Annotated in this window: 18 protein-coding genes and 1 pseudogene; 5 read left to right on the top strand and 14 right to left on the bottom strand. The window is 38.7% G+C overall.

Going from position 1 to position 16,541, the window contains the following annotated elements:
• Positions 1-30 precede the first annotated feature (30 nt).
• The 4 genes from IPH84_17935 to IPH84_17920 form a co-directional block, all read right to left on the bottom strand.
• The gene (locus tag IPH84_17935) at positions 31-234 is read right to left on the bottom strand and encodes a hypothetical protein (GenBank protein ID MBK7175051.1); all 204 of its coding nucleotides are present in this window, start codon (positions 232-234) and stop codon (positions 31-33) included.
• A gap of 213 nt (positions 235-447) precedes the next feature.
• Positions 448-633, bottom strand: a complete 186-nt coding sequence (locus IPH84_17930; GenBank protein MBK7175050.1) for a hypothetical protein — start codon at positions 631-633, stop codon at positions 448-450.
• A 1,172-nt stretch (positions 634-1,805) separates the two neighbouring features.
• On the bottom strand, positions 1,806-2,012 hold the full coding sequence (locus IPH84_17925) for a hypothetical protein (protein MBK7175049.1): 207 nt from the start codon (positions 2,010-2,012) through the stop codon (positions 1,806-1,808).
• 438 nt (positions 2,013-2,450) lie between these two features.
• Positions 2,451-2,798, bottom strand: coding sequence for a hypothetical protein (locus tag IPH84_17920; protein ID MBK7175048.1), 348 nt, complete (start codon positions 2,796-2,798; stop codon positions 2,451-2,453).
• A 167-nt stretch (positions 2,799-2,965) separates the two neighbouring features.
• On the opposite strand from IPH84_17920, the gene IPH84_17915 reads away from it, so the two are divergent.
• The 3 genes and pseudogenes from IPH84_17915 to IPH84_17905 all read left to right on the top strand — a co-directional run bounded on the left by IPH84_17915 (position 2,966) and on the right by IPH84_17905 (position 4,626).
• Positions 2,966-3,193: an Rrf2 family transcriptional regulator gene (locus IPH84_17915; protein MBK7175047.1), complete on the top strand. Its 228-nt coding sequence runs from the start codon at positions 2,966-2,968 to the stop codon at positions 3,191-3,193.
• Between the two features lie 230 nt (positions 3,194-3,423).
• Complete coding sequence (locus tag IPH84_17910) at positions 3,424-3,759, top strand: hypothetical protein (GenBank protein ID MBK7175046.1); 336 nt, start codon at positions 3,424-3,426, stop codon at positions 3,757-3,759.
• 501 nt (positions 3,760-4,260) lie between these two features.
• A pseudogene (locus tag IPH84_17905) lies at positions 4,261-4,626 on the top strand (DUF438 domain-containing protein).
• A 97-nt stretch (positions 4,627-4,723) separates the two neighbouring features.
• Here IPH84_17905 and IPH84_17900 read toward each other — a convergent pair.
• The 8 genes from IPH84_17900 to IPH84_17865 all read right to left on the bottom strand — a co-directional run bounded on the left by IPH84_17900 (position 4,724) and on the right by IPH84_17865 (position 14,393).
• Positions 4,724-5,620: an N-acyl homoserine lactonase family protein gene (locus IPH84_17900; GenBank protein MBK7175045.1), complete on the bottom strand. Its 897-nt coding sequence runs from the start codon at positions 5,618-5,620 to the stop codon at positions 4,724-4,726.
• 86 nt (positions 5,621-5,706) lie between these two features.
• Positions 5,707-6,285: a Crp/Fnr family transcriptional regulator gene (locus IPH84_17895; GenBank protein MBK7175044.1), complete on the bottom strand. Its 579-nt coding sequence runs from the start codon at positions 6,283-6,285 to the stop codon at positions 5,707-5,709.
• A gap of 475 nt (positions 6,286-6,760) precedes the next feature.
• On the bottom strand, positions 6,761-9,889 hold the full coding sequence (locus IPH84_17890) for an efflux RND transporter permease subunit (GenBank protein ID MBK7175043.1): 3,129 nt from the start codon (positions 9,887-9,889) through the stop codon (positions 6,761-6,763).
• Positions 9,890-9,901: 12 nt separating this feature from the next.
• Complete coding sequence (locus tag IPH84_17885) at positions 9,902-10,951, bottom strand: efflux RND transporter periplasmic adaptor subunit (GenBank protein MBK7175042.1); 1,050 nt, start codon at positions 10,949-10,951, stop codon at positions 9,902-9,904.
• A gap of 93 nt (positions 10,952-11,044) precedes the next feature.
• The gene (locus tag IPH84_17880; GenBank protein MBK7175041.1) at positions 11,045-12,385 is read right to left on the bottom strand and encodes a TolC family protein; all 1,341 of its coding nucleotides are present in this window, start codon (positions 12,383-12,385) and stop codon (positions 11,045-11,047) included.
• Positions 12,386-12,410: 25 nt separating this feature from the next.
• Complete coding sequence (locus tag IPH84_17875) at positions 12,411-12,800, bottom strand: hypothetical protein (protein MBK7175040.1); 390 nt, start codon at positions 12,798-12,800, stop codon at positions 12,411-12,413.
• Positions 12,797-13,384, bottom strand: coding sequence for a TetR/AcrR family transcriptional regulator (locus IPH84_17870; GenBank protein ID MBK7175039.1), 588 nt, complete (start codon positions 13,382-13,384; stop codon positions 12,797-12,799). The genes IPH84_17875 and IPH84_17870 overlap by 4 nt, the downstream gene beginning before the upstream one ends.
• Before the next feature lie 259 nt (positions 13,385-13,643).
• Entirely contained in the window at positions 13,644-14,393 is a 750-nt protein-coding gene (locus tag IPH84_17865) for a hypothetical protein (GenBank protein MBK7175038.1), read from the bottom strand.
• 17 nt (positions 14,394-14,410) lie between these two features.
• Between IPH84_17865 and IPH84_17860 the strand changes: the two genes are divergently transcribed.
• The gene (locus tag IPH84_17860) at positions 14,411-14,578 is read left to right on the top strand and encodes a hypothetical protein (protein ID MBK7175037.1); all 168 of its coding nucleotides are present in this window, start codon (positions 14,411-14,413) and stop codon (positions 14,576-14,578) included.
• Positions 14,579-15,005: 427 nt separating this feature from the next.
• On the opposite strand, the gene IPH84_17855 is transcribed toward IPH84_17860, so the two are convergent.
• Both IPH84_17855 and IPH84_17850 read right to left on the bottom strand, forming a co-directional pair.
• Positions 15,006-15,236 (bottom strand): type II toxin-antitoxin system HicA family toxin, encoded by a 231-nt coding sequence (locus IPH84_17855; GenBank protein ID MBK7175036.1) that lies wholly within the window; start codon positions 15,234-15,236, stop codon positions 15,006-15,008.
• Entirely contained in the window at positions 15,236-15,619 is a 384-nt protein-coding gene (locus IPH84_17850) for a hypothetical protein (GenBank protein MBK7175035.1), read from the bottom strand. The genes IPH84_17855 and IPH84_17850 overlap by 1 nt, the downstream gene beginning before the upstream one ends.
• Positions 15,620-16,141: 522 nt before the next feature.
• On the opposite strand from IPH84_17850, the gene IPH84_17845 reads away from it, so the two are divergent.
• A complete protein-coding gene (locus tag IPH84_17845; GenBank protein MBK7175034.1) occupies positions 16,142-16,366 on the top strand; it encodes a hypothetical protein in 225 nt (74 codons plus the stop codon).
• The last annotated feature ends 175 nt before the right edge of the window (positions 16,367-16,541 follow it).

The raw sequence follows: 16,541 nt of genomic DNA, 5'->3' as shown, positions 1-16,541 counted from the left end.
GCCACAATATACTTTCCATCAGGCCATGCGTCACAACCATAGAGGTAAGACTTTGGGCAAGCATAATATAATTCCGGCCTGGCATTTCTTCTGTAGAATGACAGTTACTTCTTTTTCTTCTTTTGAAGCAGCAGAATGTGATTTTTCATCATACATATTATGGAAGGAACAGAAGGGAATTTTTACCTTTTCCTGTGAAATCAATTCCTTCCGCTTTCCAGTTCGGTTTGCCATAACAAAATTCTTTGTCATTCTGAGCATTTACTTCCAAGGAGGTTATGTACTGTTCTTAATTATAACTGGTAAAAAACATCCAGTCATGGAAACACCTTTGCCTGCATGTGCCAGGTCATAATTGAATCCGGAACAATAATCTGAAGGGCCAACGCTCATCTCTCCACTTTGAGGATCAAACTTTGCAAAGTAGCAGCTCCTTTAAAATTCTCCTTATGTTTCAGCGTTACTCAGTCTTTCCATCAACAGGAAATTGAGAATCAAATTCCCAACAACATATTCAGTATTTTCTTTATAAAAAGGCGAAGCATGATTTCCACCGGCATTAGGTAATTCAATTATATCAACTGTACGAAATGAAGTGAGGTCAATAGTGCAATACGAGGGTATTGTTTCCATTTATAAAATCCAACGACCATCGTCTTCACCATTGGTTTTGTAGCTCCGGATGATGGCTTCTCACAACACAAAACCAAATGATGTAATAGCATTGGCCGGGTTTCTTCGTATATCCCCAACCAGTTGTTGGATCTCGGAAACACCCCAATGTTTTAGAAGACGGCCTGATGGAAGCCCCGTAAACCCCGAGGCTGCACTAAAACCACCTGATGTAAAGAGGTAGTATTCATCACGAACTTCCCAGGTGCTACATACACTTTTTATGCATCTCCAAACATCATGCTCCCAACTTTTGAGTTTTACATGATGTAAATAACCGCCAATCAAGCGATAAGGTCATTCCAACAGTATTGGACTGAATATTTCCATAAGAGTCGATTAATGGGTTAGTACTTAATGGAGGATTGAGGTTCTTACTTATTGTCATTCTGACGAAGATATTCCGAATATTTCTGGCGTCTTCATCACCAAATATTCTGATTAGCCATTGGGGTGAGCATCTCCTCATACAACTTTTTGGCTACCGGATCGGATTTCATTATCAATTCAAGATTGGTTACTTTCAGTGTTCATGGGATCCATTCAGGTGTTCAACGTTGAGTGACACCTTCAAATCCCGGACCAACGAACTTCTCGGCAGATAGCTTATGGCATGTGGTGCATTTGGTGGAGAATACAACTTTCCCCAAATCATCCTTAGCGAGGAAATCAATTACTTCCGAAGTTTAACTTCGGTAAACTTTCCTACTCCTTTCCTATCATTATATGCCTTGGTGTCAGCCACAACATTGGCAGCTTGAACCTGTGCTTTGTCCTGGTGCGTTGGTTTTTGATCCTCAGGCATATACTAAATAATAGGATCACTCCAATTAAGGTTAGACTTCGAAAAGTGAATTGTAAATTTCGTTGTCTCATTTGTAATTTATTGAATTTAGAACTAGGTTAGATGATATCCATTTGGTTAAAATTTAGATGCACCGTACTGGCTCAATTATTATATGAATCTTCAAGTTCATCGATTAGACAAGGAAATCGTTCGCTACTAAACCATTTGAGTGGTCAAGTTCAATTTCGTTCCAACCCAAGCAATAACAATTCCTGGATCGGCAAGTGGTAATACGCTTTGTCAGCCAAACAGTACAGCACGGTGTTCTCTTTAGCGATATGATTCCTTAGTAATTCAGTATAACCCAGCATATTGCTGATAATGGCATTAATGCACCCGAATCACCTTGTTTAAACAGTGCAATATGATCCGCCATTCCTTTGACAAAATTCCGACCCTGCATATGATCGTGGAGCATGACGGCTACAGGACCTGATTCGTTCGAAAAACCTTTCTGAACCATCAACGGAAAAGGAATTTTCTTCTTTGGCATGATGAAGTCCACTTGACAAATCCACGGATCACTTTTACTATCGTTTCCATGTGTTCTGTATTTGGATCTGTGGATCCAGTGATTAATTCCAAACTTCTATCAGACGGGAAGTATATGCATGATCATTTTCGAGGTTCTCGGTTGCAGTTTTCATAAAAGGGATGCTTTACTCAGCTATTTTTAATGCTTTTGGGTACAAAATATTATTTTCGAGATGCACATGAATATGAAGATCATCTTCAATTGTTCCAGCATCTTTAGAGATATCCGGTATGTGTTACATGCATCCGAAGAATATGATATCTATTTGTCAAAACAGCTATCTTATCCATCGTACCGCCTGCAAACTCATGTTCACCCGCAAACAATTAACTTCGAAATGATGATTGTTTTAACTTCAGGAGTAGCTGAAACCACGGCTTTTTATAGCAGGAAACACTATTTCTTCTTCTTTATCAAATGCTGCAACAGCTCTTTTCGCATTTGAGCAAATATCTCAGCAACTTCCAATAACTCAGGATGGTGATCACCATGAACCTGGGCTATTTTCTGAGTATAAAAAGATAATTCAGGCAAGTTTCTTCGGACAAAATTATGATGAGTATTAGTTATGTAGTCACTTAAGAAACCAAGTTCCCATTCATTAAAATTTATTGTTCCGCCTAAAGGCCGTTCAGTTAGAAGATTGAGTTGCTTAATTATTGCTGCTAAATCTGAACCCTTTTCAGAAATCGATACCAGCTTCCTTGAATAATTTGTTGTACGGAAATCCTGCAACAATTTCACCAATTGTTATTTCTATATTTGACTCAAACTTCATAGGTTTAGATTTAAACCTTCAAGACAAATATATATATATAAAAACGATTAAAATACAAAAAGGTCTTTTATTATTTAACAAAAATATTTTAATACCTTTGCATAGAATAATCTATCATTTTAAAAGAGAAAAGATGTTTAATAAAGAAACTGAATATGCACTTAGGGGTTTAGTTTATATTCAGATGCAGAACACTGATGGCAAAAGGCCTGGTATTGCTGAAATCTCTGAACAAATTGATGCACCTTATTTTTATACAGCTAAAATATTACAACGATTAGTCAGACAAGGATTTGTTAAATCACAGAAAGGAAAAGGAGGCGGATTCTATTTGATAGTAAACAGCCTGATTTTATCCTAAAAACTGATTATAGCTACAGAAGGAGACAAACTGTTCAATGGTTGTGGTTTTGGTTTGAAACAATGCGATGATAACAACCCCTGCCCTCTTCATGAAAAATATGCTCTAATAAGGGATGCTCTCATTAAATTGGTCACAGAGGAAAATGTACAAAGTCTGGCTCGCGACATACTAAGAAATGGAGAAAAGTATTCACCCAGGCTTAAATAATAAACTGGAATGTAGCCACAATGTCAGAAAAACTTATTCACTTTTCCGAGCATTACCTAAACCTTCAAAATTATAGCACTGGACTAATTGAAGGGGATAATGGTAAGAAACTGTATGAGAAATACAAAGCAGAGATTGAAGCAGTTACTGCTTCAGAAACTATGCAATTATTAGACTTTTTGCTTCAGCAATATCCTTTCGAAACTGTCAGGAAGAATGTAGGTAAACTTATCAATATATTTTATAAATCGCTTAAACAACAGAAATGGCAAAAACCTTCCGAAGACCATTTTCTAAGCTATCATGATGCAAGAGAACAGAGCTGTGGAAAAGATTATTGCCGTTCTACGTATTAATATAAAACTTTCTTTAAGTTGTTCAGGATCAGAACAGAAGCTACAATGCATTACAAATACTGCAGGATATTAAAGATCTGAGAGCTTATGAACTTCATTATATTAAAAAAGAAAATATTTTATTCCCTTATATTGAAAGAACATTCCCTCAATATGGTTGTCTTAAACTGATGTGGTCATTTCATGATGATTATCGCAAATCACTAAATGACCTGTGAGAGAATTTTAATGGATGCCCCATCTGAAATGACCAATTCAATAAGGAATTAGGCCGATTGTTTTTCGTGGTACTTCCTCTTATTTTCAGGGAAGAGCAAATTATTTATCCAGTTAGCCTACAGGGCTATTCCGGAAAGTGCCTGGCAGGATATGCTTGTGCAGGCACATGAAACAGGCTGGTGTTATATAAATGCCCGCCTAAAAATCAGAGTTCAATAAAACAGAAAAAAACAAATTGCATCGGACGATTGACCTGGATACCGGAGTTTTAAAAGGGAACAGATTATCCAACTTTTTGAGAACTTGCCGGTTGATATCACGTTCGTTGACGAAGAAGATACGGTTCGATACTTTTCCGGTAGCAAACACAGGATCTTCCCACGGTCCAATGCAATTATAGGCAGGAAAGTTCAAAACTGCCATCCGCCGGAAAGCGTTCATATTGTCAACCAGATTGTTGAAGCGTTCAAAAGACGGTAGTAAAAACAAAGCCAATTTTGGATAAATATGAAAGGCAATTTCATTTACATCCGTTATATCGCTCTGCGTTCATCAAACGGGGAATACAAGGGAACCATCGAAGTAAGCCAGGATGTTACTGATATTAGGTCACTTGAAGGGGAAAAGAGGCTACTGGACTGGGGATGAAAATAATCTTACTGTAAAGATGGTAACAAGATTATAGTATTCAGTTGTATCAAATCCAAAATTTGCACGTACTGTATTTCTTTCCGAATGATTACTATCAGACAAGAAACGATCTAGAAGCAAGTCTGTTTCCGGCATCCTCATCGTGAGTTGGTAAATATATTGTTCTGCGAAGTGTGGCATAATCTAGAAAGTTCTTATAGGTTTGGCTTGTCTTATTGTAATCAGTATTTGATCCAGCCATCTCACCATTCAATACTTGGTCCTGATGATAGGATGAGTCCCCTCCAAATATAATGTCGAAATCATCAGTCTTGAATAGGATTGAGTTGTGTCCCAATGTATGCCCTGGAGTTGGAATAAGGAGTAAATCTTCAGTCTGAGTAATTGGATAAGCCTGATTAAAAATTTCAATCCTATTTTTTAGAAAATTGACTCTTTTGGGCTTAAACCAAGATGGTAATGCAGTTGTAAAGCAATTATCAGGATGGGTAAATTCATATTCTCCAACTAGAATTTCTTGCTTAGGAAAGAACTTAAGCCCATCAACATGATCAGAGTGTAAGTGCGTCAGAACCACTAGTTTAACATCCTCTACTTTTAGACCTACTTTGATTAATTGATGATTTAGTTCATCTTCAGGCTGAATTCTCACCTTACAGGCATGCTTGAATTGGTATCTTGCAAATGCACTCTCATTAGCAAGATATTTATCGATATCCAGGCTTTCAGTATTTTCGCCTGTATCAATCACAATTAACCCCTCTGTATGTTCAATAACCCAAACCCAAATAGGTAAGTAGTCAGTATAAACTCTATCAAGAAGGATATTTATTTTTGATAAAGAACCAACTCCTTTTTTGGTTTTGAAGTTCTTCTTAACAGCGACTGTTCCAACACTTAAGGCATGAATTTTAATATCCTTGCCTCTTAGTTTTACTGTAGTGGTTACATTATTAATGCTGATTCCGGTAATAATTTCACTATGGTTCATTCTGTGCATTTATATTGAGATTATGCAACAAATCTAAACCCAATACTTCCATCAAAACGATAACAAAAGATACATAATTTATTGTCCTATTTTTTTAGTAAACGATTTTTTATCCGGCTTAATGAAACTCTTGTAATACCTAAATAAGAAGCAATCTGGTGCTGGGGAACTCGTTGTAATAACTCAGGGCGGTCTTTTTGAAGTATTAAGTACCTTTCTTCCGGGCTATTTAACAGGTAGGAAATGAATAAATCGTGTAACAATACAAATCTTTGCTCTATTGCTTTTCTAATAAATTCGTTCATCTTAGGAAATACTTTATACAGGTTTTCCTGCGAATCATGTGTTAGCACCAACACTTCACATTCTTCCAATGTTTCAATGGCTACTTTGCTAGGTTTTCGGGAAAGAAAACTGTCATAAGAACCAGCAAACATATCCTCGGTAAAAAAATAAGTTGAAAGTTCTTCTCCATCCTTTTCGCAATAGAGTCTTATGCAACCTATTATGATAAAATATACTTCATTTGAAACTTCTCCAACTTTCAAAAGAGTCGCTTTTTTCTTAAACTTCTTGTATTCAAAATAAGGCATAATAAGTTCTAATTCACTATCTATAAAGTCAGTAAATTGCGAAAAGATTTTTAATTTATCAAGCTCATTCATTCTTCAGAATTGACTTTCGCTCTGGATTGTATGTCAAAATTGTAAATTTCAACAACAAAGCCTTTTAGTGTAAAACAGCTGTTTTTAGAACAAAATATTGTATTAAAACTAAATGAGGTTGCTCTAATCAGGAGCTTGTCAAAAATAGAATAAACAGCCAGCATTATCAAGTATAATTATTCGTTAGTTTACTGACGATTATATTATGGCAGGTATAAAACATGAGTAGCAAGACTAAATTAAATTTTACTAAATTATATGCCCTTTTTCTCTTGATGAGAATTAAGAATTGGGAACTGTTGACGATGTATTAGGGAGTTAGGAGTGCGAAGATAGACTAGTGAAGTCCGAGGCAGGAAGACTCTAAAGAAATCGAAATTTAATAGAGAGATCGCATAGAGAGTGTTCAATTAAAGGTATCATTACGGGAGTGTTCATAGAACTGCGTCACCATTCCACATCTAACATCTCTTCCTTACTCATCAATTATGGCCGCCTTTCCAACTTTTCGGCTTGCTTTGCGATTTGCTATTTTTTCCTTTATCGTATCCACTAAGTAATACATCATAGGAACCAGATAAACAGTCAAAATCATTGATGACAGCAAACCACCGATTATAACCCAGGCCAGTCCATTTTTCCACTCACTGGCAGTGCCCTGTGCCAATGCAATGGGCAACATTCCAATAGCCATGGCCAGGGTAGTCATTAAAATAGGCCGCATACGTTCTTTGCCGGCGATGAGTAATGCTTCTTTAAAATGTTTGCCCCGTGCTTTTAGCTGGTTAGTAAAATCCACAATAAGGATGGCATTCTTTGTTACCAAACCCATAAGCATAATCAATCCAAGCTGTGCAAACAAGGTCAGATCGTTTAACGATAAGTTTAAGGCCAGGAATGCCCCGATAGCAGCCATAGGTATGGCAAATAAAGCCACAAAAGGATAGATATAGCTGTCGTAAAGGGCAATCATGATCAGGTAAATCAGTAAAAATGAGATAAGCAGAACCGAGCCCAAAGCCCCGAAACTTTCATTCTGTGTTTTGATATCGGCACCCCAGGTCAGTTTTACACCTTCAGGTAAGGGGCGAGTTTTCAAGAAGCTTATCGCGTCGTCAGCTAAAGTTCCGGAGGGCCTGCCAAACGATTCCGAGGTAATGGTAACGGAAGGTTGCCGATCGAGTCGTTCGAGCAGTGAAGGCGAATTATCCTGTTTCACCTCTGCAAATTGTGACACTTCAATAGGGATATTCATTGGATTCACGATGGAAAGGCGCTGCACGTCTTCAAAGTTTCTGCGGTCAAAGTCATCGAGCCATATACGAACCGGGTAATCAGTGCCGTTTTCGGATAAAGTGGCATCATTATTACCGGTAATAGCGGTTCTCAGATTTAAGCCTACATAAGCCGTCGTTAATCCTAAACGCTGCATTTTGTCTTTATCGGGAATTACCTTGTACTCTGGGCTTCCTTCTTCAACCGATAACTGAACATTATCGGCTCCAGGAATCTTTTCAATAGCTGCTTTCAGTTCATTTCCTGTTCTCATTACCAGGTTCAGGTCGTTTCCGCTCAGGGTAATTTTTATGGGTGACTGTTTGGGTAACAAGCCCAAAACTGCCATTGAAAAGTTAACGCCCGAAAATTCTTTTTTAAGCTCTTCGCGAAGCAATTTCATAAAAGCCTCCGTTTTGATATCCCTATCCTTCTCCGGCTTTAGTTGAATGGTAAACTCCGATATATTGGCAGAACCAACGCCTAAACTTCCAATGCCAGTGCTCGGCCCGGCAATATTGCTGAAAAGTGTTGCCACTTCGGGTTGCTGCAGGATAAAATTCTCAACCTGCAGAGTCCTGATATTGTTCTCCCTGACGGTGGTGGTTTTATCATATTCGAGGTTCAAACGGAATTTTCCCTGGTCGCCGGTCGACATCATTTCTTTGCCTATAATGCCTTGTTTCAGCATTGCCCCAGTCATCACCAAAAGAAAAATAACTATTCCTGAAAAAATAAGCTTGTGACTAAGCACCCATTCCAATTGATGGCCATACCAATCAATAAATGATGTCAATTGCCTTTCGAACCAAAGCAAAAAACGGTTAATAAAGTTGGTCGGCTGCAAGTCTTCCTTTTTCCCAATCCTCGAAGCCAGCCAGGGTACCAGGGTAAAACCCACTAACAAACTGGTAAGTGTGGAGGTTATAACTACGATAGAGAATTGTTTGAGCATATCGGCTACAAACACCTGCAAAAACAGAATGGGCAGGAACACTACCACGTCGACCAGGGTAATAGAAATGGCAGAAAAACCAATTTCCATGCGTCCTTCTAATGCGGCATCCCGTTTATCTTTGCCCATATCGATATGCCGCTGAATATTTTCCAGGATAACAATGGCATCATCCACCAGGATCCCGATAATCAACGACATCGCCAGTAAGGTCATAAGGTTTAGGGTAAAACCCATCAGCCACATTACGGCAAAGGCCGTAATTAATGAGGTTGGGATTGCTATTAGTACAATCAGTGAATTCCGGTAGCTTCGCAAAAACAGGAACATAACCAATGATACCAGAATTACCGCCAGAATCAGGTCGTCAACCACTGAATTTACCGCGGCAATTGTCATGTTGGTAGAATCGTCTGCAACAATAAATTTCACCCCGGATTTGGCGTTAGCGGCTTCAATGTGGGCAAGTTTTGCGTGAACCAGTTTCGAAACTTCCACAGCATTGGCGTCACCTTGCTTTTTCAATAAAAGGCCTATGCCGTTCACTGCGTTAAAGCGGCTCACAGAGCTTATTTCTTTTACACCATCAACAACAGATGCCACATCTTTTACATAAACGGGAGTTCCTGGGGCAGGCATCGCTACCTGTACATTCATAATGTCATTTACAGTCGAAAATTTTCCTGTCAGGCGGACGGAGTTACTTTCTTTATCGGTTTGCGCTTTACCTGCAGGTAAATCAATACCCGAACGGTTAATGGCATCCACAACCTGGTAAAGTGAAATTTTATACAGTTTTAGTTTATCCTGATCAGCTTTTACCTGGATTTCGCGTTCTTCGCCACCCAGCAGGGTAATTTCGGCCACTCCTTTTAATTGCTGGATTTGCGGCAGGATTTCATCCTTCATTTTCTGATAAAATTCCGTTCCCGGCAAATTACTGGTTGCACTAATCGAAATGATTGGCAAATCGTTGGGCGAAACCTTACTCATTACCGGACTCAGAATATCTGCCGGAAGGTCTTTTTTGATATTGTCGATATAGCGCTGGGCATCCTGCATGGCAATGTTCAGGTCCGTTCCATATTTCAGGTTGGCAATAATAATGGAAGCATTGGGCATGGATTTGGTTTCCAGGTAATCCACGCCTTCGAGATTCGAAAGCGCATCCTCTATTTTTCTTGAAACAGAAGTTTCCACTTCATTGGGTTCGGCACCCGGGTACATTGTTTTTATTACTACTACAGGCTGGTTAAAGTCGGGCAACAGTTCATACCCCAGGTTTTTAAAACCAATTATTCCCAATAAGGCGAATACGCTGAAAATCACGATGATCAGCGAAGGGCGGTTGATTGATATTTTTGTGATATTCATAATTCACTGATATTAATTGATGTCCACATTTGCGCCATCAAATAAGTTTATAAATCCGTTGATGACAATAATATCACCAGCTATTAAACCTGCTGACACAATAACTTTGTTCTGAATCCTGTTCGCTAAGGTTATGTTTTGCAAAACAGCTTTACCTTTTTTTATCAGGTAAACCTGAGGCTGAATGTTGGATCCAACGATAGCAGATGCAGGGATAATGATTTGGTTTTCAGTATCGGAACTTTTCATTTGAACTTTCCCGAACATTCCTGACTTGATTTTAAGATCAGATGTATTGCTTACCGAAAGTTGTACAGGATAACTGTTACCCATATTGGATTTGCTTCCTGTCATGGTTACTTTTCCTGTCAAAGGAGTTTCGGAATACACATCGGCTGAAAGAGGGCACAACTGGTTCATTTTAAATTGACTCAATTCTTTTTCAGGCACATTGGCCGTGAACTTCAGCATCAAAATATCAGTAAGCTGTAGCAGAGGTACACCCGGCGCGGCATAAGCGCCTACTTCGGTAAGTTTGGCGGTTATAATTCCGCTAAAAGGAGCTACAATAGTGGTTTTGCTGATTTGTTCGAGCAAAGTTGCTCTTTGAACATTGGCTGATTTCAGAGCCAACTCCGATTTTTCCAGCTGCACTCCCTGGATGGCATCAGCCTTTGCCAGAACGGAATAACGTCTAACATCGGCTTCTAATCCTTCAATCTGAATTCCAACAGTCTGCAGTTGCAATTTCAGTAAGGAGTTATCCAGTTGAATTAAATCCTGACCAGCCTTAACAGTGCTTCCGACATCAACTTTTATTGAATTGATTTTTCCCTGGATATCAGCGCTGAGCCGCGTCTCTTTATTTGGTTCAAAAGTACCGGCATAAAAAGCACTATTAGATGCGCCCTCCGGTTTTATTGTTAGGGTCTGCACGCCAATTGCCTGTTCTTTATCGTATTGAAACACCCTGTTTTGGGTGGTTTCTTTATTGCCTTTTAGGCGGATGATTACTATCGCAATTATGACTATTCCTACAACTATATAAATTATCTTTTTCATGTGCTTGATTTATTGTTATTTGTGAATTTTAAATTCATTCGTAGATCGTCATTCGCAACACTTCGGCTTCGCTCAGTGTAAAATCGTAAATTCTTATTTCTTATTTGCAATCAGGTTACCTGTTACCCTTTTGTATTCCAACTCTGCCCGACGAAGATTTATTAATGCCACGATATAATTTTGCTGGGCCTCGCGCAGGGAATTGTCAGCCAGAAGCAAATCTGTAATGTTTGCCATGCCTTGCTGGTTTTGCAATACAGTATTGTTATAGATTCTCCTGGCAAGTTCTACTTGAGTATTTACAGTCGCGATTGTTGTGTTTGCTAAACTGAATTGCATTTCAGCATTCACCAGGTCAAGGTTGGCCTTTTCAGTTAGTATTTCCTTTTGAATGATCGTCTTGTTCACTTCAATCTTTTTTCCATCAATTTTATGTTTTGTAACCATTCCATTAAAAAGCGGAACCGATAGCTGGGCGCCTACATAACCTATCGGATGGAAATTAAAAAAGCTGTTTGTTCCGGTAGTGCCAAAACCATTGGTGCCATACACTCCATAAGCATTCACTGAAGGCAAGCGGGAATTTTTAAGACCACTTAGCTCCGAAAGACTAAACTCCATCTTCTTGTCAATCAATAATATATCTGTAGTCGTCTTAGGATGAAAAGTAGTTTCATCAATGGATGTTTCATTAATCTGAACCTGGATGGAATCGGAAATTGGTTTTCCCATCAGGAATTTAAGCGCGTTTAACACCTGCTGATGTTGAGAAGAAATTGTACTTCTTTGTGTGGCTAACTGCTCAAATTGCAAATTTAGCCGGTCAACGTCAGTGCCTTTGGCTAACTGCTGCTTGTATAGCAAGGTTGTAGTCTGCACCAGCTTGTTGGTATTTATGATATTGCTATCCATAAAAGCCAGCTGATTTAACAGCACCTGTGCGTTGTAGTAAGCATTGGAAACTTCCAATACTACATCTTCATCCGTTTTACGTTTTTGTATTTCTGACAGTTCACTTGCAATGCTGGTGCTTTTAATTGCGCTCAACGCTGTGGGATTAAACAATGGCATGGCAAGCTGTAGGTTGGCACTCAGGTTCTGAGGTACTCCAAACTGAATTTCCTTATAGGTGCCTTCCGGTCCGCCAAAAGCAGCCTGAGGCATGATCTGGTAGGGCAGATCAGTATAATAGCGATAGTCGGCAAAACCGGTGATTTTTGGCAACAAAGTGCTTTTAGCTTCGCGGTTCTTTTCGTTGGCTATCAATCCATCCTGCTGAGCTAATCTGATGTTTCTGTTATAAATCAATGCGGTATCGATGCATTGGTTTAATGAGAATGTTTGTGCCGGAACAATAGCCGGAGCCAGAAGAGTGATTAGAACCAGTAAATATCTAGTTCCTCTTAATATGCGTAAGTGAATGTTTACTAACATATATAAATAAATTTTTTTGTGAGTATTATTTATTTTTTTTTGAAATCATAAAGAAAGCAAGTGCAGTAAACAAAATTGTAAGAGTCGTTCTAAACAACATTGCCCCAATGGTTTTAGTTTCATAAATACCTCCAGAGTTTACGTGGATAAGCAGACCTAGAAATGCCACTAACAGAATTGTTGCCGATATACCTAATGGCCTAATTGTCCATGTCTTAGCGGTTATAAAACCAAAAGCAGCAAAAAGATAAAGTATGCTACTCAGGAAATTTGCCCAAACAACAAACAGAACATAATTACCCTCCCTGGCCCTGATGCCAAACAGATCGAATATCACTGAACTGCTCAGAAATAAGGTTAACAAGCCAAAAGCGGCTAACAAAGTGGCTATTATATATAGGAAAGTTCTTTTCATATTTGTTTGTTTCTGATAAGAGTAAGGATTGAATGAACCATATTTTCACCACTTCTTTTAATATCAAATTCAAAATTGGCGATCCGCCATTTGAACATTTGGAGCTTGAATGTTCCCATGATGATATGCATTAGTTCGTCAGTAGTAATGGCATTTGTAAATATACCTTTTTGCTGACCGTCCATGATGACAGGCATCAAGTGTTTGATTTTAACATTCATGAGTTTAAGCAGAGCTTCGTTTATAACCTGGCTTTCCTCCATAAGCCCATCAGAGAAAACTGCAACGACAAAATGAGGATTCAGTTTAAAAAACCGGAATTGTTCCACAAACAATGCTTTAAATTTTTCCTCAGGAGTTAATGAACCATCCAGATTCGATAATCGCTTGTCAATGTTATCAGCCAGGTAATTAAGCATGGCAATGATAATTTCTTCTTTGCTTTTAAAATGCCTGTAGATGGCACTTTCAGAAAACTGCATTTCTTTTGCCAGATTTTTTATTGTCAGTCCGCTTACACCTGAGGTCGTAAGTATTTTGCCGGCTGCTTCAATAATTTCCAATTGGCGGGTTGTGATTTCCATATTAGCTGACTGATTCTGATTTATAATTTTTTCCCTTAATGAGGTCTTCTGTGTTGAACAAAATATAATTCAGTAAGTGAACATTCGCTCACAAAGATACACTAATATAGGGTGTCAAAGCCAGATAATTTTAATTAATTTTAAATATATTACCTATATTGCTTATAATGAAACGTATAGAAACAATTGTTTTTCTTTGAAAAGTCAAAAATGGAAGGTCTATAGCCAAATCCATGGACAGAAAAACGGTTAGATGCTGCTATTCAGCTGCTGCCTGGTATTTTTTGATATTTTCCTGAAAAACCGCTGTCAGCTCTTCCTTTGTCACTGAACCATTTTTGGAATATATAAGTTCGCCTTTATAATACAATGCCAGGTAAGGAACGCCCGCCAGTTTCACTTGTTTTACCAGGTCCTGACTGGCATCAACATTCACTTTCACAATTTGTATCTTATCAAGATATTCCAATTTCATGGCATCAATCATCGGCATCATTTTAATACACGGACTACACCAGGGGGCATAAAAGTCGATGAATACAAGTTTGTCGGAATTCATCAATTCAGCAAACTGATTGGTTTGCATATAATTATCCATATCCGGAATAGCGTTGGGATCACTTACGAGAGGCAGGTTTTGCTGGTTCCATTCCATGATGCCCTTTTGCAGGTTATATATCTGGGTATAGCCGTTTTGAGCCAGTATCTCTGCAGCGACTTTACTTCTGCTTCCCGTGAGACAGTAAAGGTAAATGGGCTCGTCTTTAGGAAGAAGCAAAAGGCGACTGCGAAAATCGGATGCATAAAAATTTAACATTCCTGCATTGGCTATATGGCCATTCATAAATTCGTTTTCGGTGCGCACATCCAGTAAAATGCCTTTCCCCGAAGCAATCAGCTTTTCGAATTGTGTTGAATTCATGTAAGTGATGCTGCTGTTTTGGCTCTTCTGAGTGCAAGCAGAAATTAAAAGGATGGGAGCCATGAGAAAGGATATGATTCTGTTCATTGTCTTAATTTTTTTTGATGTCGAATGTCGGATGTCGGATGTCGGATGTCGGATGTCGGATGTCGGATGTCGGATGTCGGATGTCGGATGTCGGATGTCGGATGTCGGATGTCGGATGTCGGATGTCGGATGTCGGATGTCGGATGTCGGATGTCGGATGTCGGATGTCGGACCTGCCCGACTGATGGAATTTTCAATTATTAGTTAGAATGCATCGGTCAGGCGGGTGTCGGATGTTTAATGCCCCGAAGGGGAGCCTTTGGCTTCGGATGTTTTATGCCCCAAAGGGGAGCCTTTGGCTCACCTGCCCGACTGAAAGAGTTTTCCTTATATACTCACAATTCCCTCGGTCAGGCGGGTTTTTCATTTTTCATTTTTCATTTTTCATTTTGCATTTTTCATTTTTCATTTTGCATTTTGCATTTTGCATTTTGCTCCAAAGGAAAGCCTTTGGCTCATTTTGCTAATTGATCCTGGGTCAGATAACTTTTAAATTCTTTATTTAGTGTTATATATTATGAGTTCCTTTTTTTGGGAATATTCACTCGATTGGTATCCAAAAAAAGAGGAAAATATTGTAACGCCTCCATCAGTCACAATCAATGTAAAAACTCAGTTGGAGAAAAAATCTATGAAATCCTGTTCTGTCTTGTTTAGTGCACGTAAGCTCTGCCTGACAATAAATTCTGGAACAGGTGACTTATGCGATTGAAGAACAATAGGTCGTTGAAGGCTTTTACCTGCCCATATTTCATGACCACCTTTGGTTCTGATAGGCTTCAAACCATTAAACTCAAGGAATTCCCTGAAAACCCGCAAGGGTATATTGCTCAATCGGCCCATTATGCAGGCAATTCAATAGGACTATCAATTTTCCTGAAAGGGAAATTATTGAATATTCTGCTGAAATTGGCATTGTTTTCCAGCAAACTAACCATATCCGGAGGAATCATTGGTTTATGACCACTCTTTTTTAGCTTCCAACCCAGTCGCTGAAGTTCGCTATGAAAGGTTTTCTTGTGAACAGTATAAAGAAGAAATTCACCCAGGCATACCTGGAATGATTCTATGGCTTCTTTTTCATCCTCACCATATCCTGAAACATCCAATGCCGGACAATAAACAATCTGAGAACCATCTTCCTCGAAAATTATTAAAGGGAGATTGAACTTAATGGCTTTATTATCATTTTTCCAAGTTCCTGATATCAGACCTTCTGGTGTCATAATTTAACTTGTTTAATGGGAAGCATCACGATTATAATAAAGAAACTTCACAAATGTAATAGTAAAGTGAACGTTGTTTGCAAATCATGCCGGAAATTCTGTTCCATTAGCCTGTGTGTCTGAAAGCATAAATAGAACTTCAATTCAATTACTCCGCTTGCCTATGTTATTCGACTATTAATAAGTGAATTATGTAATTCTGCCATGAAATTATGTAAGTCCTATGATTATCAGGTAATCTACCTTTGACAATTCCAGGGAAGGTTTCATAAGTACTGGAAAAGTAGAGTTAAACTTAAACAAATTGAATTTTTGATTGACTGGCATTCCAATTATTAGAGGGATGCCTGTCAATCAAAAATACTCTCCTGCACATTTTCTTCGTGCATACACCCATTCTCATCAGAAGCTGCAATCCTGCTTTTTTACTAAACTTTTTACGATCGCTACAACCACTCCCGGATATGCAGGGAACTGATTTAATTAAACATCTCTATGATTTACAAACCAAAAACCCCAAAAATGAAAAGACTTACCCATTTCTTTCTGCCTGTTTTTTTATTTACAATGTTGCTGTGTTTTCTCAATATTCACAGCCTCATGGCACAACCTTCCTCACCGCCTCCGGGATTAAACAGCAGTGGTCAAAGTTCGAATGGAGCTGAAAAAGCCCCGTCGGCCCCATTAGGAAGCGGAGTTAGCATTTTTCTTGTGATGGGTGCTATTTATTTAGCCCATAAAAACTAAAAACTACTGAAAAGACTGAACATTTCAACGGTATTAACAGTTCAAACCGTTGTACAGACAAACCAGGCATATCATAGCCGTTCTTTGAATTCATTCGATTGGATCCCCTCCATTTATGCTGATTAGCAATGATATTGCAAACCGGTGTGATTGCAGAGTCAGTATAAATGGAGGG

The sequence above is a fragment of the Bacteroidales bacterium genome, from assembly GCA_016707785.1.
Classification (GTDB): domain Bacteria; phylum Bacteroidota; class Bacteroidia; order Bacteroidales; family UBA4417; genus UBA4417.
Note: the sequence above shows the minus strand (reverse complement) of the source record. Positions and strands in the feature narration are given on the sequence as shown.